Annotated in this window: 17 protein-coding genes; 14 read left to right on the forward strand and 3 right to left on the reverse strand. The window is 36.9% G+C overall.

The window, feature by feature from the left end; genetic code table 11:
* Positions 1–3 precede the first annotated feature (3 nt).
* The 13 genes from L1967_RS14545 (at position 4) to L1967_RS14605 (ending at position 20,207) form a co-directional block, all read left to right on the forward strand.
* Positions 4–1,116 carry an alpha/beta hydrolase-fold protein gene (locus L1967_RS14545; RefSeq protein ID WP_249602233.1) on the forward strand — a complete coding sequence of 371 codons (1,113 nt, stop codon included), beginning with the start codon at positions 4–6 and terminating at the stop codon, positions 1,114–1,116.
* 14 nt (positions 1,117–1,130) lie between these two features.
* Entirely contained in the window at positions 1,131–2,288 is a 1,158-nt protein-coding gene (locus L1967_RS14550) for an alpha/beta hydrolase-fold protein (RefSeq protein WP_249602234.1), read from the forward strand.
* A gap of 54 nt (positions 2,289–2,342) precedes the next feature.
* Entirely contained in the window at positions 2,343–4,091 is a 1,749-nt protein-coding gene (locus tag L1967_RS14555) for a glycoside hydrolase family 43 protein (RefSeq protein WP_249602235.1), read from the forward strand.
* A 12-nt stretch (positions 4,092–4,103) separates the two neighbouring features.
* Positions 4,104–4,457 carry a family 43 glycosylhydrolase gene (locus L1967_RS22285; RefSeq protein ID WP_262917449.1) on the forward strand — a complete coding sequence of 118 codons (354 nt, stop codon included), beginning with the start codon at positions 4,104–4,106 and terminating at the stop codon, positions 4,455–4,457.
* Positions 4,420–5,424, forward strand: a complete 1,005-nt coding sequence (locus tag L1967_RS22290) for a family 43 glycosylhydrolase (protein WP_262917450.1) — start codon at positions 4,420–4,422, stop codon at positions 5,422–5,424. Before L1967_RS22285 ends, L1967_RS22290 begins: the two co-directional genes overlap by 38 nt.
* A 12-nt stretch (positions 5,425–5,436) precedes the next feature.
* A complete protein-coding gene (locus tag L1967_RS14570; protein WP_249602236.1) occupies positions 5,437–7,371 on the forward strand; it encodes a glycoside hydrolase family 97 protein in 1,935 nt (644 codons plus the stop codon).
* A gap of 7 nt (positions 7,372–7,378) precedes the next feature.
* Entirely contained in the window at positions 7,379–8,740 is a 1,362-nt protein-coding gene (locus tag L1967_RS14575) for a glycoside hydrolase family 43 protein (RefSeq protein ID WP_249602237.1), read from the forward strand.
* A gap of 15 nt (positions 8,741–8,755) precedes the next feature.
* On the forward strand, positions 8,756–10,675 hold the full coding sequence (locus L1967_RS14580) for a glycoside hydrolase family 97 protein (protein ID WP_249602238.1): 1,920 nt from the start codon (positions 8,756–8,758) through the stop codon (positions 10,673–10,675).
* 10 nt (positions 10,676–10,685) lie between these two features.
* Entirely contained in the window at positions 10,686–11,087 is a 402-nt protein-coding gene (locus L1967_RS14585) for an alpha-glucosidase domain-containing protein (protein ID WP_249602239.1), read from the forward strand.
* A gap of 31 nt (positions 11,088–11,118) precedes the next feature.
* Positions 11,119–12,675 carry a glycoside hydrolase family 43 protein gene (locus tag L1967_RS14590; protein WP_249602240.1) on the forward strand — a complete coding sequence of 519 codons (1,557 nt, stop codon included), beginning with the start codon at positions 11,119–11,121 and terminating at the stop codon, positions 12,673–12,675.
* A gap of 651 nt (positions 12,676–13,326) precedes the next feature.
* A complete protein-coding gene (locus tag L1967_RS14595) occupies positions 13,327–14,412 on the forward strand; it encodes a mechanosensitive ion channel family protein (RefSeq protein ID WP_249602241.1) in 1,086 nt (361 codons plus the stop codon).
* Between the two features lie 656 nt (positions 14,413–15,068).
* Complete coding sequence (locus L1967_RS14600) at positions 15,069–17,291, forward strand: tetratricopeptide repeat-containing hybrid sensor histidine kinase/response regulator (protein ID WP_249602242.1); 2,223 nt, start codon at positions 15,069–15,071, stop codon at positions 17,289–17,291.
* Between the two features lie 960 nt (positions 17,292–18,251).
* The gene (locus L1967_RS14605; RefSeq protein WP_249602243.1) at positions 18,252–20,207 is read left to right on the forward strand and encodes a cellulase family glycosylhydrolase; all 1,956 of its coding nucleotides are present in this window, start codon (positions 18,252–18,254) and stop codon (positions 20,205–20,207) included.
* A gap of 419 nt (positions 20,208–20,626) precedes the next feature.
* On the opposite strand, the gene L1967_RS14610 is transcribed toward L1967_RS14605, so the two are convergent.
* Together L1967_RS14610 and L1967_RS14615 are read right to left on the reverse strand one after the other, a co-directional pair.
* Positions 20,627–20,836, reverse strand: coding sequence for a hypothetical protein (locus tag L1967_RS14610; protein WP_249602244.1), 210 nt, complete (start codon positions 20,834–20,836; stop codon positions 20,627–20,629).
* A gap of 109 nt (positions 20,837–20,945) precedes the next feature.
* Positions 20,946–21,821: a DUF808 domain-containing protein gene (locus tag L1967_RS14615; protein WP_249602245.1), complete on the reverse strand. Its 876-nt coding sequence runs from the start codon at positions 21,819–21,821 to the stop codon at positions 20,946–20,948.
* A gap of 208 nt (positions 21,822–22,029) precedes the next feature.
* On the opposite strand from L1967_RS14615, the gene L1967_RS14620 reads away from it, so the two are divergent.
* Positions 22,030–22,788, forward strand: coding sequence for an endonuclease/exonuclease/phosphatase family protein (locus L1967_RS14620; protein ID WP_249602246.1), 759 nt, complete (start codon positions 22,030–22,032; stop codon positions 22,786–22,788).
* Positions 22,789–22,899: 111 nt separating this feature from the next.
* Here the strand turns inward: L1967_RS14620 and L1967_RS14625 are convergent, their stop codons facing one another.
* Entirely contained in the window at positions 22,900–24,099 is a 1,200-nt protein-coding gene (locus tag L1967_RS14625) for a response regulator (RefSeq protein ID WP_249602247.1), read from the reverse strand.
* Positions 24,100–24,157 lie beyond the last annotated feature (58 nt).

Here is a 24,157-nt window from a genome sequence, read left to right on the forward strand (position 1 = left end):
ATTATGAAACATCAGATTTTAGTTTTTGTGGCTATCCTGCTTTGCTATTCCGGGTTCTCACAAAAACCGCAGCAGGAAATTAAAGAAGACTTTAAGCCTTCTTCTAAAAATCAGCCTGGGCAGGAATATCCTCAGGTAAACTCTCAGGGCTATGCCCGTTTCAGAATTGTAGCTCCCGCAGCCGACAGTGTTCGGGTGAGCTTGGGATTAGGCGGCCAGGGAGGTACCAAACTCGAAAAAAACGAAGAAGGAGTATGGATGGGAACTACGGCAGGACCTATGGACGAAGGTTTCCATTATTATCACGTAAATGTAGACGGAGGTACCTTTAACGATCCAGGCGCAAAGAATTATTATGGCTCGGTTCGTTGGGAAAGTGGTATTGAAATTCCGGCAAGCGATCAGGAATTTTACGCTTTAAAAAATGTTCCTCACGGTCGTGTTCAGCAAATCCTTTTTCCATCGCCAAGCACCAATACTTCACGTCGCGCTTTTGTATATACTCCTCCCGGATATCACGAACATCCAGATAAAAAATATCCAGTTTTATACCTACAGCATGGCTGGGGTGAAGATGAGACCGCATGGAGCAATCAGGGACACGCCAATCTTATCATGGATAACCTTATTGCTGAAGGGAAAACAGCACCTTTCCTAATCGTAATGACGTACGGAATGACCAACGAAATTAAATGGGGTGGATTAAAAGACTTTGATATTAAATATTTTCAAACCGTTTTGGTAGATGAACTTATTCCTTATGTAGATCAAAACTTCCGTACCATAGCCGATGAAGAACATCGCGCCATGGCTGGTCTTTCTATGGGCGGCATGGAAACCAAAATGATCACTTTGAACAAACCAGAAGTATTTTCCCATTATGCCCTTTTAAGTGGCGGTACATATTCACCTGAAGATTTACAAAATCATAAAGATCTGAAACTTGTTTTTATCAGCTGCGGAAGCAAGGAACGTCCCGAAGCAGTTAAAAAGTCGGTAGAAGATCTTAAAGCTGCCGGATTCAATGCGGTTAGCTATATTTCTGAAGGTACAGCTCACGAATTCCAGACCTGGCGACGCAGCCTGCATGAACTGGCCCCTTTATTATTCAACTAAAAGATATGAACCCAATGCAACTCATAATAGTCATTTTGCTTGCTATTTTTTCTTTTTCGGTTTCAGCGCAAACTGATGATAAGGTAAAGGAAGATTTTCAAGCTTCATTGGTGAATCAGCCGGGCAGGGAATTCCCACAGGTAAACTCTGAAGGTCGCGTAAGAGTCCGCATTGAAGCTCCGCAGGCCAATAAAGTGCAACTTGATATTGGCGGGGTAAAATATGACCTCGAAAAGAACGAAGAAGGTGTTTGGACAGGAGAATCAGCTCCGCAGGATGAAGGTTTTCATTATTATCAGCTAAATATCGATGGCGCGTCGGTTCCAGATCCCGGTTCAAAATATTATTACGGGGCGGGTCGATGGGGCAGTGGTATTGAAATTCCCGCTCATGATAGGGAGTTTTATGCTATGAAAGATGTAGCACATGGTAGTATTACTGAAAATATTTATTTTTCTGAAATCACTAAGGATTGGCGTCGCAATTTTGTGTACCTGCCACCCGGATATTTTGAAAATTCAGAAGAACGCTATCCGGTACTTTATCTTCAGCATGGTAGCTATGAAGATGAAACCGGATGGGCTTCCCAGGGACATACTAATCTAATTCTGGACAATCTTATTGCTTCTGGTAAAGCCAAAAAGATGATTGTGGTTATGGATAATGGCTATGCCTACAAACCGGAAGCAATGCAAAATGCTAAGAATGGCTATCCAAAGTCTTCTTTTGAAGAAGTCCTTATCGAAGAGGTTATTCCTAATATCGATAAAAAATTCAGGACAAAATCCAGTAGGGAAGATCGCGCCATTGCCGGACTTTCCATGGGTGCTAATCAAACGATGAGAATCATAATGAATAATTTGGATCTGTTTGCCTACTACGGTGGTTTCAGCGGAACATCAAATTATCCTGGAAAAGAAAAAATTGATCCCGAAACATTTCTGCACGGTGCTTTTAACGATGCCAATGAGGTCAATGAAAAACTGAAAGTGCTTTGGCTTGGTCTTGGAACCAGGGAGCCCGAAGTGTTTTTTAAGACTGTAGGCGATTTTAGGGAAATGGCAGAAAAGAAAGGGATCAACTATACTTTTTATGAGTCACCAGAAACGGCACACGAATGGCTTACCTGGCGCAGATGTTTACATCAGTATGCTCAATTATTATTTAAATAGAAGAAATACAAGTACAAAAGTTTATAATTAAAATTAATACAAGAACTCGATAGAATGAAAAAACCATTTAAATCACCATTTTACAAGTACAGCCCCGCACTTATTTTAATGACGTTACTGCTGTTCTCATTTTCAGGAAATAAAAATGATCATGAACCACAACCCAAACTAGCAACTAACGAACCGGTTTTTTTAAGTGCTACTTACAAAGGCGAGGATGAGGTTTATAAGAAATACCCACTAAGAGAAGGAGAATTCTATAACCCGATACTTCAGGGAACCTATCCAGATCCTGCCATTACCCGCAAAGGAGATGATTATTATATGGTTTGTTCCTCTTTTGCCATGTTCCCCGGTGTACCGATTTTCCATTCTAATGATCTGGTAAACTGGACACAGATTGGGCACGTATTAGACCGAACTTCCCAGTTGGACGTTCACGATACCGGAATAAGTCAGGGAGTTTATGCACCGGGAATAACTTACAACGAAAATAACGATACTTTTTATATGATTACTACTGCATTTGCTGGTGGAGCAGGAAATATCGTGGTAAAAACCAAAGATCCTAAGAAGGGCTGGAGCGAACCTTATAAACTAAATTTTGCCGGGATCGATCCATCTATTTTCTTTGATGATGACGGTAAAGCTTATGTGGTACACAACGATGCGCCAGAAAAAGCACTTTATCAGGGACATCGAGTGATTAAAATCTGGGAATACGATGTAGAAAAAGATCAGATTATTGAAGGAACCGATAAGGTTATCGTAAACGGAGGGGTAGATCTTGAAGATAAACCCATCTGGATCGAAGCACCACATGTCTATAAAAAAGACGGACTTTACTATTTAATGTGTGCTGAAGGTGGTACCGGTGGCTGGCATAGCGAAGTTGTTTTTGTAAGTGACAACCCAAAAGGGCCTTATGAGCCTGCACCAAGTAATCCTATTTTAACTCAGCGTTATTTTCCTAAGGACCGTGAGAATATGGTAGACTGGGCTGGGCATGCCGATATTGTTAAAGGGCCAAATGATAAATATTACGGTGTTTTTCTTGCCATTCGCCCAAATGAAGCCGGGCAGGTAACTACCGGAAGAGAAACTTTTATTTTACCTGTGGACTGGTCTGGAAAATTCCCGGTTTTTGAAAACGGACTGGTACCTATGGAACCAAAACTTGAAATGCCAGCAGGGGTAGAGAATCACACTGGGAAAGATGGATTTTTCCCTAATGGTAATTTTACTTTTACAGACGATTTCCAGGCAGATACCCTGGATTATCGATGGATAGGCCTACGAGGACCCAGAGAGGCGTTTATGAAAAAAACTAAAGACGGACTTCAGCTGGAACCTTTCGCGACAGATATTAATGAACTCGCTCCAACGTCTACCTTGTTCCATCGCCAGATGCATAAAAACTTTAGCTTTATGACTAAGATGAAGTACAAACCTAAGTCTGCCGAAGATATGGCCGGAATTACCTGTTACCAGAATGAGCGTTTTAATTATGCCTTCGGGATTACCCGAAAAGACAAGGATTATTACCTGCTTTTGGAAAGAACCGAAAACGGTGAATCTAAAATTATAGCAAGCAAGAAAATTGATCTGGATAATCCTGTTTCTCTAAAAGTACAGGCTAACGGAGATGAGTACGAATTTAGCTATGCGCTTGATGGAGAGAATTACGAAAACCTTGGTGGGAAAGTATCCGGGGATATTCTTTCTACAAATGTGGCAGGAGGTTTTACAGGTGCGATGGTGGGGCTTTATGCCACTTCTGCCAATGATGCTACACCAAATTAATCTTATATTAAATTGAAAATTTTAAGAATTTTAAATAAAGCTGTGACTGTATTAGCCATCATTTTGGTTAATACAGTCACAGCTCAAAAACCAATTATTCAAACCAAATATACCGCAGATCCTGCACCAATGGTGTATAATGATACTATTTTCCTGTACACCTCACACGATGAAGATGATGCAGAAGGCTTTAAAATGTTGGATTGGCTGCTGTACACCTCAACAGATATGGTAAATTGGACCGAACATGGAGCGGTGGCTTCCCTAAAAGATTTTAGCTGGGCGCCGCAGGATAATGGGGCATGGGCTGTGCAGTGTATTGAAAGAGATGGTAAATTTCTACCTTTATTGCCCTATGCACGGTAGCGGTATTGGGGTTTTAGTTTCCGATAGTCCTTACGGTCCATTTAAAGATCCCCTGGGGAAAAGACTAATTGATACCGACCATATCTGGAATGATATAGATCCTTCTCCGTTTATCGATGACGACGGGCAGGCATATCTATATTGTGGAAATCCAGATGTTTATTATGTAAAACTGAATGAAGATATGACCTCTATTGAAGGAGATGTTATAAAAATCGATTCTAAACCAGAGAATTACCAGGAAGGCCCATGGGTGTGGAAGCATGATGACTATTATTATCTGGGGTACGCTTCTACCTGTTGTCCAGAAGGTTTAGGCTATGCCATGAGCAATTCCCCCGAAGGTCCTTGGGAATACAAAGGAATGATTATGGATGCTACCGAAAAAACACGAGGAAATCATCCCGGGATTATCGAATATAAAGGGAAATCCTACGCTTTTGGTCACAGTTATGATATTCTTAAAAGCAAGACCTCAACCTTTTACGAAAGACGTTCTGTAGATGCTGCTGAAATGAAATATAATGAAGATGGAACCATTCAGACAATTCCTTACTGGAATGATAAGGCCCCTGATCAAATAGAAAACCTGAACCCTTTCCAGAGAACAGAAGCAGAAACAATTGCTTGGAGTGAAGGTATTAAAACCCGAAAAGAACAGGATATGATCTATGTCACCCACATTAATAATGGAGATTATATGATGGTGCAGGGAGCAGATTTTAAAGATGGAGCCTCAACATTCAATATTTCTGCAAAGCCTTTTTCAGGAGGAATTATAGAAATCCGCCTTGATTCTAAAGAAGGACAATTGATAGGAACCAGCAAAATCGATAAAAAAGGGGAAAATTATAAAATTTATACTTCAGAAGTAGAAAGAGTTCACGGTGTTCATGATATTTTCTTTGTTTTTAAAGGAGAAAGTGGGGAACTATTTCATCTGGATTACTGGGAATTTCAAAAATAAATAATGAATACTATGAAAATATTTAGCCTGATTTGGTGTATGTTTTTAACTACTTTGATCGTTGCACAGGAAAAAGCATCAATCAATAGTCCAGACGGTAAACTGGAAGTTACGGTAGAGGTCGAAAACGGAAAACCATTTTACAGCGTGATTTACAATAAAAAGACCATGTTGGGAAAATCTCCGCTTGGATTGGTGACAAACGAGGGTGATTTCACTTCAGCAATCAAATGGCTAGCGTCTTCTAAAGGCACGACCAGTTCAGAATATACGTTGGAAAAGATAAAACAATCTCAGGTTTCCTATAAGGCCAATACGCTTAACGTTTCTTTTTCGAATGCTAAAGAACAAGAAATTGCTATGTATTTTCAGGTAAGCGATAATGATATCGCCTTTAGGTATCAATTACCTAAATGGGGCGATACCCGGGCCTGTGTAGTGGAAAAAGAGTTAACAGGATATAATTTTCCGGCAGGGAGTACTTCATTTTTGTCGCCAATGATGCAATCTATGGGAGGCTTTGCCAGAACGGCGCCTAGCTACGAAAGTGGCTATTCAGCCGATGCCCAGCTTGAAAGCAATACATCTGAAACTGGTTATGTTTTTCCAAGCCTTTTTAAGATTGGGGAAAATGGATGGGTTTTACTTTCAGAAACCGGTGTTAGCAGTCTTTATACGGCCTCGCATTTAAGCAGTTTTAAAGATGGAATTTACAGCGTAGCATATCCAGATCCTGCCCAAAATAACGGTTTTGGTAGCACGGGCGCTCAGATAGGCTTGCCGGGATATACACCCTGGAGAACCATTACGGTTGGGGAAACTTTAAAGCCTGTTGTGGAGACGACTATTCCTTATGATGCAGTAGATCAATTGTACGAGCCTTCTCAGGATTATAAATATGGAAAGGGAACATGGAGCTGGATCGTTTGGCAGGATAACAGTATGAATTATGAGGATCAGGTAAAATATATCGATCTGGCTGCGGCAATGGATTTTGAATATATTCTTATCGATGCCTGGTGGGATGAACGGATAGGTTATGAAAAAATGGAAGAACTTATTGATTATGCCAAATCTAAAGGTGTAGATGTTTTTCTGTGGTATAATTCTAACGGAGTCGCTAATGACGCTTTTATGACGCCGCTTAACAAAATGAATACGTCCATAGCCCGAAAAAAGGAAATGAAATGGCTGAAAAAAGTGGGAGTTAAAGGACTAAAAGTCGACTTTTTTGGAGGGGACAAACAGGAAACCATGAAGCTTTATGAAAACATACTTTCAGATGCTAATGATTACGGATTAATGGTTATTTTTCATGGAGCGACTCTTCCCAGAGGATGGGAGAAAATGTATCCTAATTTTGTAGGAAGCGAAGCTGTTCTTGCTTCAGAAATGCTTATTTTCTCTCAGGATGTAAGAAACAAAGAAGCGTTCTATGCTTCTATGCATCCATTTAGCAGAAATGCCGTTGCCAGTATGGAATTTGGCGGCATATTACTTAATAAATATCTTAATAAAGGGAATAAAGAAGGCCAGGAGCGATTAACTACCGATGCTTTCCAGTTGGCGACGGGAGTTTTGTTTCAGAATCCCGTGCAAATGTTTGCCTTAACTCCCAATAACCTGGAAGATGTTCCAGAATTCGAACTGGATTTTTTAAAAGAATTACCAACTACCTGGGATGAAACCGTTTTTATTGACGGCTACCCTGGGAAATTTTCAGTTTTGGCAAGACGTCATGATCAAAGTTGGTATGTGGCCGGGGTTAATGCTGAAAAAAGCGTGAAGAAACTAAAACTGGAACTTCCCATGCTTGCTGGAAAAACCGTGACTTTATTTTCTGACGATAAGACAAAAGAAACCTATTTCAAAGAAATAAAGATTCCTTCTAGCGGTAAGGTTTCTGTAGATATTCAGCCTAATGGCGGATTTGTAATTAAAAATTAGGCACTATATGAGGCACTTTTTCAATTTATCGATTTTGCTTATTTTTTTGGGAATTTCATTCCTGAATGCGCAAAATCCTATTATTCAAACATCTTATACGGCAGATCCTGCTCCAATGGTGTATGGTGATAAATTGTATCTGTATACCAGTCATGACGAGGATAATTCAACCTGGTTCACGATGGACGACTGGCGATTATATACCACGGACGATATGGTAAACTGGACCGATCATGGAGCGGTCTTGGAATATACCGATTTCGACTGGGGCCTTAAGAATGCCTGGGCGCCGGCCGCTATAGAAAGGGATGGTAAATTTTACCTGTACGTGCCTATAACCGATCGTAACAATCAAAACGGGATTGGGGTTGCTGTGGCCAACAGTCCGTATGGACTGTTTATTGATCCTCTTGGCAAGCCGTTGGTTTCTGAGAGTAATGCAGATATAGACCCTGCCGTTTTTATTGATGATGATGGGCAGGCTTACATGTTTTGGGGAAATCCCGTGTGTTATTTTGTGAAACTCAATGATGACATGATCTCTACGGAAGGAGAAATCCAACAAATACCAAATACGATTGAAGCTTTTGGGGAAAGGGAAGGCGAAAAGAACGATCGACGACCCACTACTTATGAAGAAGGTCCCTGGGTTTATAAACATAATGATATTTATTATTTGTTTTTTGCAGCTGGTCCTATCCCCGAGCATATTGGATATTCTACCAGTAAAAGTATAACCGGTCCCTGGAAATATCAGGGCAAATTAATGCCTACACAAGGAGGCAGTTTTACTAATCATCCCGGAATTGTAGATTATAAAGGCAAAATTTATTTCTTTTATCATAACGCCGGTTTGCCAGGCGGTAGCGGATTCAACCGTTCGGTTTGTGTACAGGAATTAAAATTTAACGACGACGGTACCATTGAGCAGATGAACATGACCAGCGGGATAGAGGAAGCTTTGAAAAATCTGAATCCGTATCGTAAAAATGAAGCTGAAACCATTGCCTGGTCTGAAGGTTTTAAAGCGAAATCAAATGAAGTGGTCGGTAACTTTGTAACGGCAATGAAGGATGGGGCCTATATTCAGGTTAAAGCGGTTGATTTTGGGGAAATTTCTGCAAGTTCCATTACTGCCCGTATTGGAAGTGTGCATAATAGCAATGTTTTGATGGAAGTGCGTGCAGATGCCAAAGATGGTAAGCTTCTGGCCACCTTAGATGTTCCATTAACCGGTGGGGATGATCGTTGGAAACTGGTTACTACTAGAGTGAAAGAGATCACCGGCGTACATGATTTGTTTTTTGTAGTAAAGGGTAAAGCTCCAACACAGCTTATGTTTTTCGATTACTGGATGTTTTCAAAATAAGTATAATTCATTGTTATGAAAGAACTTTTCTATACACTGGTTTTTCTAACATTTTTTACTGGGCTTTCTGCGCAGAAGCTTGTTGTTTCATCGCCAAACGGGCTTATCAGTGTTGCGTTGCACCAACCGGGTGAGATTTCAGAAAACTGGTATTTTAAAGTTTTTTATCATAAATCTTCTTCGGAAGAGGCGTTGATTCCTAAGATTAATTTGGGACTGGCAAGAAGCGATACGAATTTTTCTTCTAACCTTAAACTTCAGAAAAGCGGAAAAATCAGAAGTATTTCTGAAGCCTACCATCTTATTCATGGTAAGAAATCTTCGCCTGGTAATTCTGGCAGCGAAGTAACTTTTTACTTCCGTAATGATAATGGTAAAAAAATGAATATCGTGCTGAGGGTTTATAATGATGGCCTGGCTTTTCGTTATGAGTTTCCGGAGAAAGAAGGAGATTTTAGTATAAATAATGAATTTACTTCCTATTCCATACCCACAGAGGCCACACGCTGGCTGGAGAAATGGAATCCTGCTAATGAGGGATTATATCAGCAAATGCAGGGAGATAGTTTACAGGGAGAATGGGGATATCCAGCGCTTTTTCACGATCGTGATACTATAGGCTGGTATCTTATCCACGAAGCTAACCTTAATCGCACGTATGCCGGTACAAAACTAAGCAATGAAGAAAATGCAAATACTTACGATCTGGTTTTCCCCAATCCTGACGATGGCCGTGGAACCGGAAAATCAAATCCAGATATTACTACGCCATGGGAATCTCCCTGGCGTGTTATTATGATTGGTAATTTGGCAACAGTAACCGAATCAACTTTGGTTACCGATGTGTCTGATCCTGTAAAACTAAAGGATGCCGATTGGATTGAACCGGGAGTGGTTTCCTGGAATTACTGGTCCAGTAACCATGGTACTAAAGATTATCAAACTGTTATAAAATTTGCTGATCTGGCCGAAAAAATGGGTTGGAAATATACGCTCCTGGATTGGGAATGGGACGCTATGGGAAATGGCGGTAATCTGGAGGATGCCGTAAGCTACATCAATAAAATAGGGATTAAACCACTTATCTGGTATAATTCGGGTGGTGATCATACCTGGGTTCCTGCAACCCCCAAAGACCGGATGCTTACTCATGAAAATCGGGTTGAAGAATTTACCAAGCTTCATAAACTGGGGATCGCAGGGGTAAAAGTTGACTTTTTTGAAAGTGAAAAGCAAAATATGATCAATTATTACCTCGATATTGTTGAAGATGCTGCCGATTTTGATTTACTGGTATATTTTCATGGTAGTCTGGTTCCCAGGGGTTGGAGCAGAACTTATCCAAACCTGATGACTTATGAAGCGGTTCGGGGTGCCGAATGGTACAATAATGTTCCTACATTTACCATGGCTGCCCCGCAGCACAATACTATCTTACCATTTACCAGAAATGTAGTTGGCCCGATGGATTATACCCCGGTGACCTTTACCAATTCCCAGTTTCCGCACATTACTTCTTATGGACATGAACTGGCTTTAGGTATATTGTTCGAATCTGGATTACAACATATGGCAGACAGGCCAGAGGGATATTATTCCCTTCCGGATAAGGTTATTGATATTCTTAAAAAATTACCCGCAGCCTGGGATGACACCAAATTTATTTATGGTTACCCGGGAAAAAATGCGGCGCTGGCCAGACGTAAAGGCGAAAACTGGTATCTGGCGGGCATTAGTTCAGAACTCTGGGAAACCGAAAACACAATCTCTCTGGAATTTTTAAAACCAGGAATCGAATATCAGCTGAAGCTGGTTCAGGATGGGGCGCATGACAAGGTATTTAAAATTAGTGAAGAAAAAGTGACTTCTGAAGATAGGCTAAAAGTAAAACTTTTAAGAAGAGGAGGATTTATTGCTGTTTTTGAACCCCTATAAATTTGCCCGCATGAAATTGAGGTTTTTAATAATACTTTTTTTTCCGCTTTTGGCTTCCGCTCAGTCTATACAGCACACGGAAGTTCTGGACGACCGAGTGGAATTAAAATTGGATAACGGTGTTCTATATCTTATTCCGCTTACGGAAGCTTCTGTAAGGGTGCAATGGATTAAAAATCCCATCGAAAAAGATACAGAACTTATACTCATCAATAAAGTTGAAACACTCTTTTTTGAAGTTTCAGAAACCGATTCTCTTATCGTTTTAGAAACAAAAAAACTTTCGACATCTATCAATAGAAAAAACGGACAGATTACCTATCGGGGTCAAAACGGTGAAATTTTTCTTCAGGAAACCGCAGGTAGTCGGAAGATGGAAGAAAGTAGCATTCTTAAAAATACATGTAGCTAGAATTTCAAATAAAAATGATAAAAAATAACCAATGATGATAGTAAGAAAATTTAGTGTTCTAATTAGTTGTTTACTTTTTTCTCTTCAGGTTTTTACACAGCAAAAAGCAATTAATCCTATAATCCATGCTGATGTACCAGACGTTTCCTTGATTAGGGTTGGAGACAATTATTATATGAGTAGCACCACGATGCACATGAGTCCGGGAGTCCCAATTATGAAATCCAAAGACCTTACGAACTGGGAAATTGTAAACTATGCGTATGATATCCTGGATGATACTGATGCATTGAATATGGAAAATGGAGAGAATGCCTATGGAAGAGGTTCCTGGGCCAGTAGCTTAAGATATCATGATAGCACCTACTACGTTTCAACATTTTCAGGGACTACAGGAAAAACGTATATCTACACTACAAATGATATAGAAAATGGAGAATGGGAGAAGCATTCTTTTCAGCCGAGTTTTCATGATAATACGCTGTTTTTTGATGATGATGGGAAGATTTACATGATTTATGCTGCCGGTCAGCTTAGAATCGTTCAGTTAAAAGATGACTTTTCTGGTCCGGTTCCGGGTAGCGATAAGGTTTTGATTGAAAATGCGAGTGCCCCCGCCGGCGATAATATTATGTTGAAAGCAGAGGGATCGCAATTGTTTAAAATAAACGATAAATATTATTTATTTAATATCACCTGGCCTCAGGGGAGTATGCGCACGGTGGTTATTCATCGTGCAGATCATATTATGGGACCTTATGAAGGAAAGCTGGCTTTGCAGGATAAAGGTGTAGCACAAGGAGGTTTAATAGACACTCCTACAGGCGACTGGTATGCTTATTTATTTCGGGATAATGCAGCGGTAGGACGAATTCCTTACCTTGTTCCGGTTACATGGCAGGATGGTTGGCCTATATTAGGTGAAGATGGTAAAGTGCCCATGGAGCTTGACCTTCCTATTAACAAAAGTCTTATCCCTGATATTGTAAACTCCGATGATTTCACCAGAAACAAGAATGATAAAAAATTACCGCTGGTTTGGCAATGGAATCATAATCCGCAAAATGATTTATGGAGCCTGGATGCACGCAAAGGTTATTTAAGGCTTACCACTGGCAGGATTGATACTTCTTTTGTGACCACAAGAAATACGCTAACGCAGCGTACCATTGGCCCCGAGAGTACCGGTGAAACTTCGTTGGATCTTGCTGGATTAAAAGATGGTGATATTGCCGGGTTTGGGGTGCTTCAGGACAAATATGGTTATGTAGCGGTGAAGCTCGAAAATGGAAAGAAAAGTATTCGGATGGTAAAAGGTAGTGATGGAAAAATAATAGAAGAAATTCCATACGAAGGAGATGAGATTTGCTTTAAAATTACCTGCGATTTTAAAGATCGAAAAGACATTGCACGTTTTTATTATTCTGAAAACGGTAAAAATTGGAAGGAAATAGGAGAGCCTTTAAAAATGCAATACACCCTTGGACAGTTTATGGGGTATCGATATGCACTGTTTAACTATGCTACCAAAACTTCTGGTGGTTATGCCGATTTTGATTATTTTAGGATTGAAGATGAACTTAAATGATTTTAATGCATCATTCATTAAGAAATATGAATTATCAGATTTGATATGTAGCGATTCAAATTGGTCATTTAGTCTTTCGATTTGAATTAATGCAATAAAAATAGTTGCTATTTTATTCGATCTGCATATTTTCAATTTATACCTCAATTGAAAATATGCAGTATTGATTTATTCGATCATCTATCAGCTTCAAGATTCCAGTGATTATCCCAATTTTATATTTCAAAGAAGGCGTAAAGCGGTTTTTCCTTTTGGCGGCTTTTTCAATAATATTCTTTGTAAGTTCAATCAGTCTTAATTTTTTAGTCCCAGTCAGGGTTCATAGTATCCTCTTTATTGGCACTGCCAAAGGGTATAATACCCCGAGGCTTGCCTCGAAATTAAAAATTTGTTTTCAACGAATGCCTTGTGGGCTTGCCCCGAGGTACTTTACTTAAATCGTCCTTAAATTCAACAAGAAATATTATTTTGTTTAAATTTAGACAAATATGATGTTTTTGTTTACTCGATAATCGAGATTAAGTGTTCCGATAGCTATCGGGATGCCTCAAAATAGAAAATAATTTTCTAATAAATGGATCATTTGCTTGTCCTTAGGTAATTTACCTTTAAAAAATATAGTTAATTTAAGAATGTACTAATACAAATAATATGACCGAATTCTGGAATAACTATCAGGATACTTTTATCTATGCTGTTATTGTAATCGCAGTAGTGCTATTGCTTTTATTTTTTACAAATTTGCTTAATCGCTGGTTGATTAGAAAAGCAAAGAAAAAATTTGGAAAGGAAGACCCTACTACGATAAGATTAGTAACCCGTGTATTAAAAACTTTATGGGTTTTACTTGGTATCATAGCTTTTAGTTTCATATTTATACCAAAAGAGAAATATAAGGTAGCTACAAAAAATTTTGAAACGACCCTCTATCTTGGTATAGTTCTTATCGTTACCATATTAACTGCTAGTATCGTAGAAGCATTGTTTAATAGAACAATAAAGAAAATCACTTCGCAAGGGAGTGATCCCACCAGTTACAGATTTTTAAGGTATTTAAGTGTTTTTGCAGTTTATTTTTTGGGTCTTATTTTAGCTTCACTTGCGTTTCCCGGTTTACGGGGTATTGCCAAAACTGCTATTGGGGGTGCTGGTATTATTGCGGTGATTATTGGAGTTGCATCACAGGAGGCTTTGGCAAATCTTGTTAGTGGTTTATTTATTATTTCCTTCAAACCATTTAGAGTTGGAGATGTAATTAAAATTACCGATACATTGGTTGGAACGGTTACTGATATTACCCTTCGACATACCGTCATTAGAAACTATCAAAATAAAATGATCGTAATTCCCAATGCAATAATTAATAAAGAGAAATTAACGAATTACGATCTGGAAGAAAAGAAAATCTGCCAATGGATAGAGATAGGTATTTCTTACGACAGTGATATTGACCTTGCAAAAAAAATAATGAAAGAAGAGTGTGAGTCTCATCCAAATATTTTTGATAATCGGTCGAATCAGGATTTGAGAAATGGAGTACCTCTTGTGATTGTGAGGGTAACCAATTTAGGTGATTCTTCGGTTACCATTCGTGCCTGGGCCTGGGCTTGGGATTTTGCATCTGCTTTTGTAATGAAGTGTGAACTTTATGAGAGCATTAAAAAGCGATTTGATGCAGAAGGTATTGAAATTCCTTTTCCTCATCGAACGTTGGTTTTTAAGAATAATAAAACCTAATATTTCTCAAGGGATTGCCCTAAGGGAGTTTACCATTTCAGCTTCAAAAAGCTATTCTAGATATGAAAATCCTGAAGCATAATTGAAATCTTCACAAAAAAGCTGTGTCGAATTGACCAATTTTATATTGATAGCATTCTGAAATAAATTTTCATTGTATTACTTATTCGTAATTAGTAATAATTTGTTGTTTTCTTCATTCTGTTCCGATAACTATCGGAATAATTGATCCTGAATCTCATACTATACTGAAAAACGAAATTTTTAGGATGACAATGGCTTATTATGATCCATTCAAGACATTCAATATTACTTAAAAGCGGTACGAATACTCTTATTGGCTTATAATACTAATTAAGTAGGTTATTTATCCGATAAATATGTAGTTCTTCCGTATGAAAATAGAGTTGTTTTGTAATAAAACTCTAAATTGGCTAAGGAAATCTTGATGTAAAATTTAAATGATTTTTAAAAAATATTGATAATCATTTATTTATCTTTAAAAGAATATTAGAATATACATCCTTTTTTAATTTAAAAGCAAGTTCTTTTACTGGAAAATTGATTCTATGATCTAAAGCTATATACTCCTAATTTTCTTTTTTTTGTATTAAAAATATTACTTTAACAGATTGAGAATAAATCTTTAAGCCCTAATGAAGTTTCTACCTGCAATGCTTATTTTCTGGATGTTTACCTCTTCAATATATGCCCAAAAAATTGAGGACTCCACTACCATTTCTTCAGATTCTACAAGACAGGAAATCATTGCTTATTTAGAAAGGAATCAAAAAAAGGCTTACAAAGAAATCGAGAATAGTAATTATTCGGCTGTAGTTTTGTATAGCCATAGAAATTTAAATTTAGCCAAAAAGATTGGCGATTCTTTACGGCTTGCGATTGCCAGAAGTTATATAGGGAATGCATACTTAAATATGCAAAATCTAGAAGAAGCCAGATATTACATAAATGAAAATATAAAAATGGCAGAAGCAATGAATGATACCCTCATCATTAACGCTGCAAAAATTGATCTTGCCAATATTTATTTAAAAGAAAAAAAATATGAAGATTTTATACGATTAAATGAAGAGGTGATAGACTTAGCCCAGCAAACCAAAGATAACTACCGCTTAATTACCAGTAGTCTTAATATTGCAGAGGCTTATTTGCTTGAACTAGATAAGCCAGATTTGGCCAAAAAATTTATAGATTCAGCAAAAGTTTATAACATTCGTTATCCAGATGAATCCCAATCATACGATGCAGATTTCTATTATTTAGATGCAGAATATGCCTTCGAGAAGGGGAATTTTAAAGAGGCAGAGAAAAATTTTAAACTTGCCATAGAACTTGCGAAAGACAATAAAGGTTCGCAAAAACTGTTAAGTGCCTACTCGGGATATTTGAGTAGCCAGGCCGAATTGGGAAATTACAAAGAAGCCTACGAAAGTTTTAAAATTCTAGATACCTTATTTGAAAATAAGGTGAAAAGCGTGTTAGAAGAATCTAATAAAGCTATACAGGACCGCATAGAAATTGAAAATGTAGAACAGCAGATTAAAAATAAAGAGCTTCAGAATACCATTATTTCAGCAAGAGCAGAAAAGAATAAAATTTTGCTAATTGCTTCCGCAGTTTTATTAGTGTTACTGTTATTGGTATTGCTATTTTTTATTTTTGAAAGGAAGAAAAGAACGGCCCTTATGTTAAAACTTCAAAATAAAAATGAGGAGTATCTTGATGCCAAGGAAAAATCTGAAGAAATGGCGAGGGTTAAAACCAAATTCCTTTCTACCATTAGTCACGAACTTAGAACCCCGTTATATGGAATCATTGGCCTATCCAATGATTTATTCTTGGATCCAGAACTATCTTCCCATAAAAAAGAACTTCAGTCTTTAAAATTTTCAGCCACTTACCTGCTTAATCTGGTAAACGATGTGCTTACGTTAAATAAAATCGAATCTGGAAGTTTTATAAAGCTGGAGAGGGTACCATTTAACTTACAAGAACTTTTAGAGGATATAAATATATCGTTGAATTTTATAAGGCAAAAAAACAATAATAAATTAACGATTAAAATTGATAAAGAAATACCTAAAATCTTATTAGGCGATAAAATAAAATTATCTCAAATATTAATTAACCTTGCCGGAAATGCTTTAAAGTTCACCAATGATGGCGAAATAAAAATACTTGTTGATCTTATTCAAAAAGAAGAAAAATGGTTGAAGCTTAAATTTCAGGTGAAGGATAATGGTATTGGTATTTCTGAAGAGGAACAAAAAGAAATTTTTAAAGAATATGGTAACTTAATAAAAACCAGTACGTTTGCAGGGACAGGGCTTGGTTTAAATATTGTAACCAAATTGTTGAAAGAAATGAATTCTGAAATTCAATTAAGAAGTAAAACGGGCGAAGGATCTAATTTTTATTTTGAACTGAAGTTGGAAATCGCCGATCAATTAGAAGTGGCTTCCCCAGCCCCTTCGTTAAATACTGATAAGTCTATGTTTGCCGGGAAAAAAATACTAATTATTGATGATAACCATATCAACCAATTGGTCACGAGAAAGTATATTGAAAGGTACGGGATTACAGCAAAGTCGGCAGATGATGCCGTTGAAGCTTTAGAAATGCTAAAAACCGAATCTTTTGATCTTGTATTTATGGATCTTAATATGCCCAAACTTAACGGACTGGAAGCAAGTTCTATGATTAGATCGTTTAATAAAGAAATTAAGATTATTATCCTATCGGCTACAGAGGGGCAGGAGTTAAGGGATAAAATAAAAGGTTACGATATTAACGATTTTCTCTCTAAACCCTATAAAACCAAAGATTTATACGACTTGTTAGTGAAATACCTAAAATAATTACTAAGATATTTTTCATTATTGCATAGGTTCACATAACTGTGTTTAACCTATTAGAGTAATTCCCAAAATCCTGGCTAGTTTTTTATATGCTTTTTTTAATAAATTAAGTGTTTTACTTTTTTAAATACATATTGAAATTTAAATGATTAAATACTGTAAATTAAATGAATCTTTTGGATTATTAATCGCTTCATTACATCAGCTAATTTTAGAATAGCGATCACATAAATTTAAAGATAAAATACCCACTTTTCAAAATTTGATTTTAAGGATTTAAATGCACTTAATATTTATTTTTATAAGCTAAACCGTTAGAGCAAGAAATTAATTCGGTTTAGCTATATTATTTTATAATACAAATGAATTATATTTTTAATAGGGATATAGTTAATATGACAAAATATAAGCTGTAAAATTTTGATATTTAATTATTTATATCGAATTTAGAATAGTGAGAATTCAATTTTAGTGCTATTCTTTTTATAAATTCTTATACTCCGTTATAAGGATTTATTTCAAAAACAGATAAATGCTCCCCTACAGGCTTTAATTAGTAATTATGACAGTTAGTAATGTTTATAGACTTACTTGAAACTGTTTTAAATTGATTTTGATCGTTCGCAATAGATTATAATGAGGTTGTTGTTACATGAATCAGTTCGTTCTTTATATGGATTTGATTCAGGATCTCATTTTCAAGATTTTGTTTTCAGTATAGTATGAGATTCCGGATTAATTCCGATAGTTATCGGAACAGAATGACGAAAACAACAAATTATTACTAATTACGGATAGTCAATTTCAATTCTATGTTATATGTATCCTGATAATTGAAATTTAGCTAAAACAGAAACGAAGAAGCTCTACGAGCTTTTTGGTTTTGATTAAAACCCAAAAACAATGACTACGAAATTCGAAATTTAAAAACTTTATTAATCACCCAAATCTAATTATTTTATGAAAAATTTAAACAAATTTATTGTAGGATGCTGTCTTATGCTGTCATCCGTCTTGGCTAATGCCGCATGGCCCGGAATGCCATTACCACCCTTACATGTTTCTGGACGAAATCTTGTTGATAATTGTGGTAATAATGTTGTACTGCATGGGGTGGCGATTACTCCCAGCCCCTGGTTTAACGGATGCCAGTATGGTTCTAACTCTCAATACTGTACCTGGGACAATTATGATGTAGCTGGAGCGCTTGCCTATAATAAGGCAGTAATGAATAAATTAACCGATACTTCAGATGGTTGGCATCTTAATTACATAAGATTACACATTGATCCGTACTGGACCAATAATCCGGGGCCGCCCATACCGGAAAACGATATTTCCAGATTTAATTTTGATCGTTTGGTACAGTATACAGATGAAGTAATTATACCGCTAATAAACCATGCGAGGGAGAGAGGAATGTATGTGATTTTAAGACCACCGGGAGTGTGTCCTACGAGAATAGCAGTGAATGATAATTACCATAATTATTTAAAAACTATCTGGAATTTTTTGTCTAATCATCCATCTCTTAAAAATGTAGAAAATGTAATGTTCGAGCTGGCTAATGAACCAGTAGAGATATTAGGAACAAATGGACAGTGGGGAAGTACCGGATCTGCTCATTTTGAAGCCTTAAAGAATTTTTTTCAGCCCATCGTAAATAACATTAGAAGCAACGGCGCTAATAATGTGTTATGGATTCCAGGATCTGGCTGGCAATCTCACTATCAGGGATATGTAGATTATCCTATTACAGGAGGAAACATTGGTTATGCGGTACATATTTATCCCGGTTACTGGGGTGGCGTAAGAAATTACAATGCTTTTCAGGCCGCCTGGGATATCAACGTGAAGCCTATTGCAGATATAGCACCTATTGCTGTAACAGAAACAGATTGGGCTCCCGAAGGTTATGATACTTTTGGAGTGGCTAATACAGGAACAGCCGGAGGACAAGGCTTTGGGGCTAATCTAAATCTTATCTTATTTAACTCTGGAAATGCATCATGGAACGTCCTTGCTCCTGATAATTTATTGGATCATGGAGACCCTAACGGAGGGATTGCTTATGGTGGAGACTGGCAGGCGTGTGCTGCGCCGGTAAAACACTGGTTCTCTGAATATGCAAATAATGACGTTCCCAGTCTCGCCTGTTCTGATAATTCAGGCTTAATTAATAATGGAGTATATGAAATAGAATTTAAGACCACTCCGCTAAGAGTACTTGACCTGAAGAATGGAGAAGATGCTAATGGTGCTGTTGTAAGGCCTTGGGAGCGTAACGGAGAACAAGCTCAAAAATGGATCGCTAAAGATGCCGGTAATGGTTACTGGCGATTTGTATCTGCGGCAAGCTCTTCAAATAGAGTTATCGACTTACAAAATGGCGATATACAGCCGGGAACTACCATACATTTGTGGGATAATTATTCTAATGATGCCCAGGCCTGGCGAGTAATAGACCTGGGAGACGGATATAAAAGGGTAGAATCCAAACTGGACCCTAACAGTAGTTGGGATGTAAATAATTGTAATATGGATGGATCGGTAGGTTTAAGACTCTTTGATTATTTAGGAACCGCCTGCCAAAAGTTTAAATTCAACTTATTGCAAAATACTAGTGCTGCAACCAATATTACGGTCACGAATAACGTCCCGGAAGATGATTTTATAGATTCGTTTTTTGTTTATCCTAATCCGTCAATTAACGGGGATTTTAATATGAGTATGGACAACTCAAAAGTGAAAGACTATTCTATTACCATATTCGACATTCAGGGTAATAAAGTATTCGAAAAAAAATATGATGATCCTGAACAGAAAATATTACAGACCGGCTTGAGTAAAGGGATTTATTTTCTTAAAGTGACGGGAAAAAATATCTCTAAGTCCAAAAAAATTATTGTGAAGTAATACTTAGGAGTTAGACTGATCGTCTAAATTACAACCCCTCAAAGGTTTTTTACCACCTGCGAGGGGTTGTTTGTTTCTTAAGGGATCATGTATGTCAAAAACAATGTATTAAAATTAATTTAAACAAAATTGTGGATACTTTCATATAGCTACCACATGAATAAAACTAGGATGCCTGCAAATAAAAATAATTTTCTAATAAATGGCTCATGGGCTTGCCCTAATGGAGCTTACTTTTTATTTATGGAATGTCCAGAATGATTATAATAAGTTATTGTCATCCTGAACCTGCCCGTCCGGCAGGCGGGCTTGATTCAGGATCTCATTTTCAAGATTTTGTTTTTCAGTATAGTATGGGATTCCGGATCAATTCCGATAGTTATAGGAACAGAATGACGAAAACAACAAATTATTACTAATTACGGATAACCAATTTTTTTATTAGCCCAGTTCTTAAGTTTTTTATCGATAGACTTAAACCCCAAAGTACTCGCTAACATTCCTAAAGGCATTCCGATAATACTTCTTATAAATTCAGTGGGATTCTTTTTATAATCCTGATAATAGCCAAAATAAATATAGGCCACGAAAAAGGCAATAAAAAAAGAGATAATTAAAAATTCGGCCATATTTTAATCATTTTATACCTCATGCTTTTAAAATCAATGAGTGGTATTTCTGAATAAAATCTTTTGTAAAGATGTCACTCAGCCTCCGGGTTCACTAGTTTTAAGTGGGCTATTTTTTAAAGCTTTTTATGATCTTACTAATACCCTTAACCACGATTAATACAATAAATCCAACAATTAAACCTACGCAGAATTCGGTAATCATAGCGGGGATTTGTGGAAAAATACCATGTAGGAAATCCAGGTTATGAACAAAAATCCCTCCTGAAACCAACATAAGCGCAATAGTGCCAATTACCGAAAGTCCTTTAATCACTTTTGGCAGCGCACTTACCAAAAACTTACCAACCTTATCAGAAAAACTATCCTCTTCTTCATTAAGATTTATAAGTTTGGTGCCAAAATCGTCCATTCTTACAATAAGAGCAACGATACCGTAAACACCTATGGTCGCTAGAATCGCGATCATTGAAACCACAACGATTTTTGTAGGCAGTTCCGCTTCTTCAACCGTGCCAAGCGCAACAATTACAATTTCTACCGATAAAATAAAGTCGGTTAAAATAGCCGATTTTACCTTTTCTTTTTCACGGGCTAAAATTTCTTCTTTCGATAATTTTTCAGTCGTATCAATTTTCTTATGTTCTTTATGCGGAAAGAAAAACTCGTATATTTTTTCGGCACCCTCGTAAGCCAGATAAAGCCCTCCGATCAATAAAATAATATGAATTACCGATGGTAAAAAAGCACTCAGCAAAAAGCCTAGAGGCAGGATAATAAGTTTGTTCAGTAAAGAGCCTTTAGTGATTTTCCATAATACGGGCAATTCTCTGGAGGATACAAAACCAGAAGCTTTTTCAGCATTTACTGCAAGGTCGTCACCTAAGAGTCCGGCAGTCTTTTTACCAGCAACTTTACTCATTACTGCAACATCATCCATTAAAGCTGCGATATCATCTAATAAAGCGAAAAATCCAGAGGCCATAAGATTGTAAAATTTTCGGGAAGATAAGATTTATTTCTTTTCTGCTGTATTCAAAAAGGGAGTTCAAAAAAATATTTAATGTTTAGTGCATATAATTTTGCGGTCTAACGTGCATATTTGTAGTACAGTAAAAAAAGTAATCAGGAAATATATTTTTAAAATTATGCGATGTTGTACTATAAAATTAACTTCTTTATTCCTTCTTTTTTTGGGTACAATTTACAATATGAAGGCGCAGGAAAAGGCAAATAGTGAAGTTGTGGTGTTAAGTTATAATATTCATCATGCTAACCCACCTTCACAGCCCAAGGTTATTAATCTGGATACCATTGCCGCAATTATAAAGAACAGTAATGCCGATATTGTAGGTTTACAGGAAGTAGGTGTTTATACCGAACGTTCTGGTAAAAAATTGCACATGGCGAAAGTGCTGGCCGAAAAAGCTGGTTTTGAATACTGGTATTTTTCAAAATCCATCGATTTTCAGGGTGGTGCTTACGGAACTGCCATTTTATCAAAATTTCCTATATCAGATACCATTACCAGAAAATTGCCGAATCCTAAGAATGCTGAGCCAAGAACACTTTCAATGGTCAATATTCATATTAATGATAAGCTCACGATCAAAATGGCAAATACACATTTAGATTATACCGATGCTTCCAATAATTTTGCTCAGGTTTTAGATCTTCGTAAGATACTAGCTGAAGAAAATAGACCTGTGATCCTTACCGGAGATTTTAATACGGTGCCTAAAAGCCAATCTATGAAGTATTTATTTGAGGTCTTTAGCGCTTCCTGTACCCAGACTTGTGATTTTACCTCTTCGGCACAGCAACCAGAAAGCACCATCGACTATATTTTATACAAAGGCGATACTATTGAAGTATTGGAACACCAAGTATTGAAAGAAGCATTTGCATCAGATCATTTTCCTGTAAAAGCCAGGTTTTTGCTCTCTAATTAATTTCCTGAAAAAATAGGTCTAATTACACACTTTAAACTAAAAAAACCACGCCAATTATTGGCGTGGTTTGGAGTACATAATAAAATATGGAATTAAAAATAGTACAGTATTCTAACCGTTAACTTTTCCTGATTCTAAAGCGTAATTATAGTTTTTATTCGTTTTTATATTTTTTTTTTGATTGTAATGAACAGCAATATGCCCAAGCTGAAATACGATTTTAACCGAATCCTTCATCGATAATTTAGAGCCATCAGCATGAATCCATCTTTTTAAAGGCTGCTCACAGATAAAGCCATCTGCTTTTTTAGCCCCAAAATGCTTTTTCATTCTCATAAAAATTTCAACATCAAAAAGCCATTTTGTAATGAAACGCTCCTGAAAGGCAATTTTTATCACTTCTTTATCCATTATTTTTGCACCACATTGAGTGTCTTTAAAATTCATTTTCAGAATTTTTCTGATAATGTAATTAATCGTCAAACTAATTATTTGTCTGGCAGATTCTTTCGCGATATTCGCACCCATTCTCGAGATTCGGCTACCACTTACAATTTTAAAGTTTGAGGTTTCTATGGTTTTTACCAAGTCATCAAAATCGGTAAGATCTGTAGATAAATCGGCATCTAAAAATCCTATATAATCCAAATCGGTATAATTGGCCATGTGCAACATTCCTAATCTTACGGCTTCAGCTTTTCCGCCATTTTGCTCACAGTCATATACAGTGATATAATCTTCCCTTCCTTTTCGTAATTCCTTTAAAATATGTAAAGTATTGTCTTTACTTCCATCGTTAACAAAACAAAGATGATAACCAGAGTGTTTTTCTACAAAATCGGTAAATTCTTTGCTAGATAAACGATCTTCCTCGTTATAGCAGGGTATTACTACACCAACGCATCTTTTCTGAATAATAGTATTTTGGGAAACCTCTTGCTTATTTGAAGTTGTAGCACCGATCAGTCTTTTTACCCGTGCAGAAACTTCATCTAAACTAAGTGGTTTTTTCATGTAATCTTCAACACCAAGATCAAAACTTTCAACGATAAGATTATCATCAGTATTACCTGATAATACCATAATTGGAGTTTGACTTTTTTTAGTTCCGCGTATATATCGTATAATTTCGATACCAGAAATTATAGGCATATTGATATCTACAATTACCAAATCTGGTTGAAAATTGTCAAAAATAGATTTTGCCTTTAAAGCATCTGTTTCGGTTTGTACTTCATATCCCAATTCACTTAAACGTCTCTTTAACGGAAGAAGCACTAATTGTTGGTCGTCGATGGCTAAAATTTTCATGGTCTTAGAATGTTTATTCAGGTCAAAAATAGATTGATTTAGAGTGTGTTAGCTTTTT

The sequence above is a fragment of the Zunongwangia pacifica genome (assembly GCF_023499215.1).
GTDB classification, from domain to species: Bacteria; Bacteroidota; Bacteroidia; order Flavobacteriales; family Flavobacteriaceae; genus Zunongwangia; species Zunongwangia pacifica.

Excerpts from the sequence above, each read along its gene's own strand:
- L1967_RS14570 (WP_249602236.1), top strand. The coding sequence starts at position 5,437 with ATGAAAATATTTAGCCTGATTTGGTGTATGTTTTTAACTACTTTGATC.
- L1967_RS14545 (WP_249602233.1), top strand. The coding sequence starts at position 4 with ATGAAACATCAGATTTTAGTTTTTGTGGCTATCCTGCTTTGCTATTCC.
- L1967_RS14600 (WP_249602242.1), top strand. The coding sequence starts at position 15,069 with ATGAAGTTTCTACCTGCAATGCTTATTTTCTGGATGTTTACCTCTTCA.
- L1967_RS14595 (WP_249602241.1), top strand. The coding sequence starts at position 13,327 with ATGACCGAATTCTGGAATAACTATCAGGATACTTTTATCTATGCTGTT.
- L1967_RS14555 (WP_249602235.1), top strand. The coding sequence starts at position 2,343 with ATGAAAAAACCATTTAAATCACCATTTTACAAGTACAGCCCCGCACTT.
- L1967_RS14610 (WP_249602244.1), bottom strand. The coding sequence starts at position 20,836 with ATGGCCGAATTTTTAATTATCTCTTTTTTTATTGCCTTTTTCGTGGCC.
- L1967_RS14550 (WP_249602234.1), top strand. The coding sequence starts at position 1,131 with ATGCAACTCATAATAGTCATTTTGCTTGCTATTTTTTCTTTTTCGGTT.
- L1967_RS14590 (WP_249602240.1), top strand. The coding sequence starts at position 11,119 with ATGATGATAGTAAGAAAATTTAGTGTTCTAATTAGTTGTTTACTTTTT.
- L1967_RS14605 (WP_249602243.1), top strand. The coding sequence starts at position 18,252 with ATGAAAAATTTAAACAAATTTATTGTAGGATGCTGTCTTATGCTGTCA.
- L1967_RS14625 (WP_249602247.1), bottom strand. The coding sequence starts at position 24,099 with ATGAAAATTTTAGCCATCGACGACCAACAATTAGTGCTTCTTCCGTTA.
- L1967_RS14580 (WP_249602238.1), top strand. The coding sequence starts at position 8,756 with ATGAAAGAACTTTTCTATACACTGGTTTTTCTAACATTTTTTACTGGG.
- L1967_RS14585 (WP_249602239.1), top strand. The coding sequence starts at position 10,686 with ATGAAATTGAGGTTTTTAATAATACTTTTTTTTCCGCTTTTGGCTTCC.
- L1967_RS14615 (WP_249602245.1), bottom strand. The coding sequence starts at position 21,821 with ATGGCCTCTGGATTTTTCGCTTTATTAGATGATATCGCAGCTTTAATG.
- L1967_RS14575 (WP_249602237.1), top strand. The coding sequence starts at position 7,379 with ATGAGGCACTTTTTCAATTTATCGATTTTGCTTATTTTTTTGGGAATT.
- L1967_RS22290 (WP_262917450.1), top strand. The coding sequence starts at position 4,420 with ATGGTAAATTTCTACCTTTATTGCCCTATGCACGGTAGCGGTATTGGG.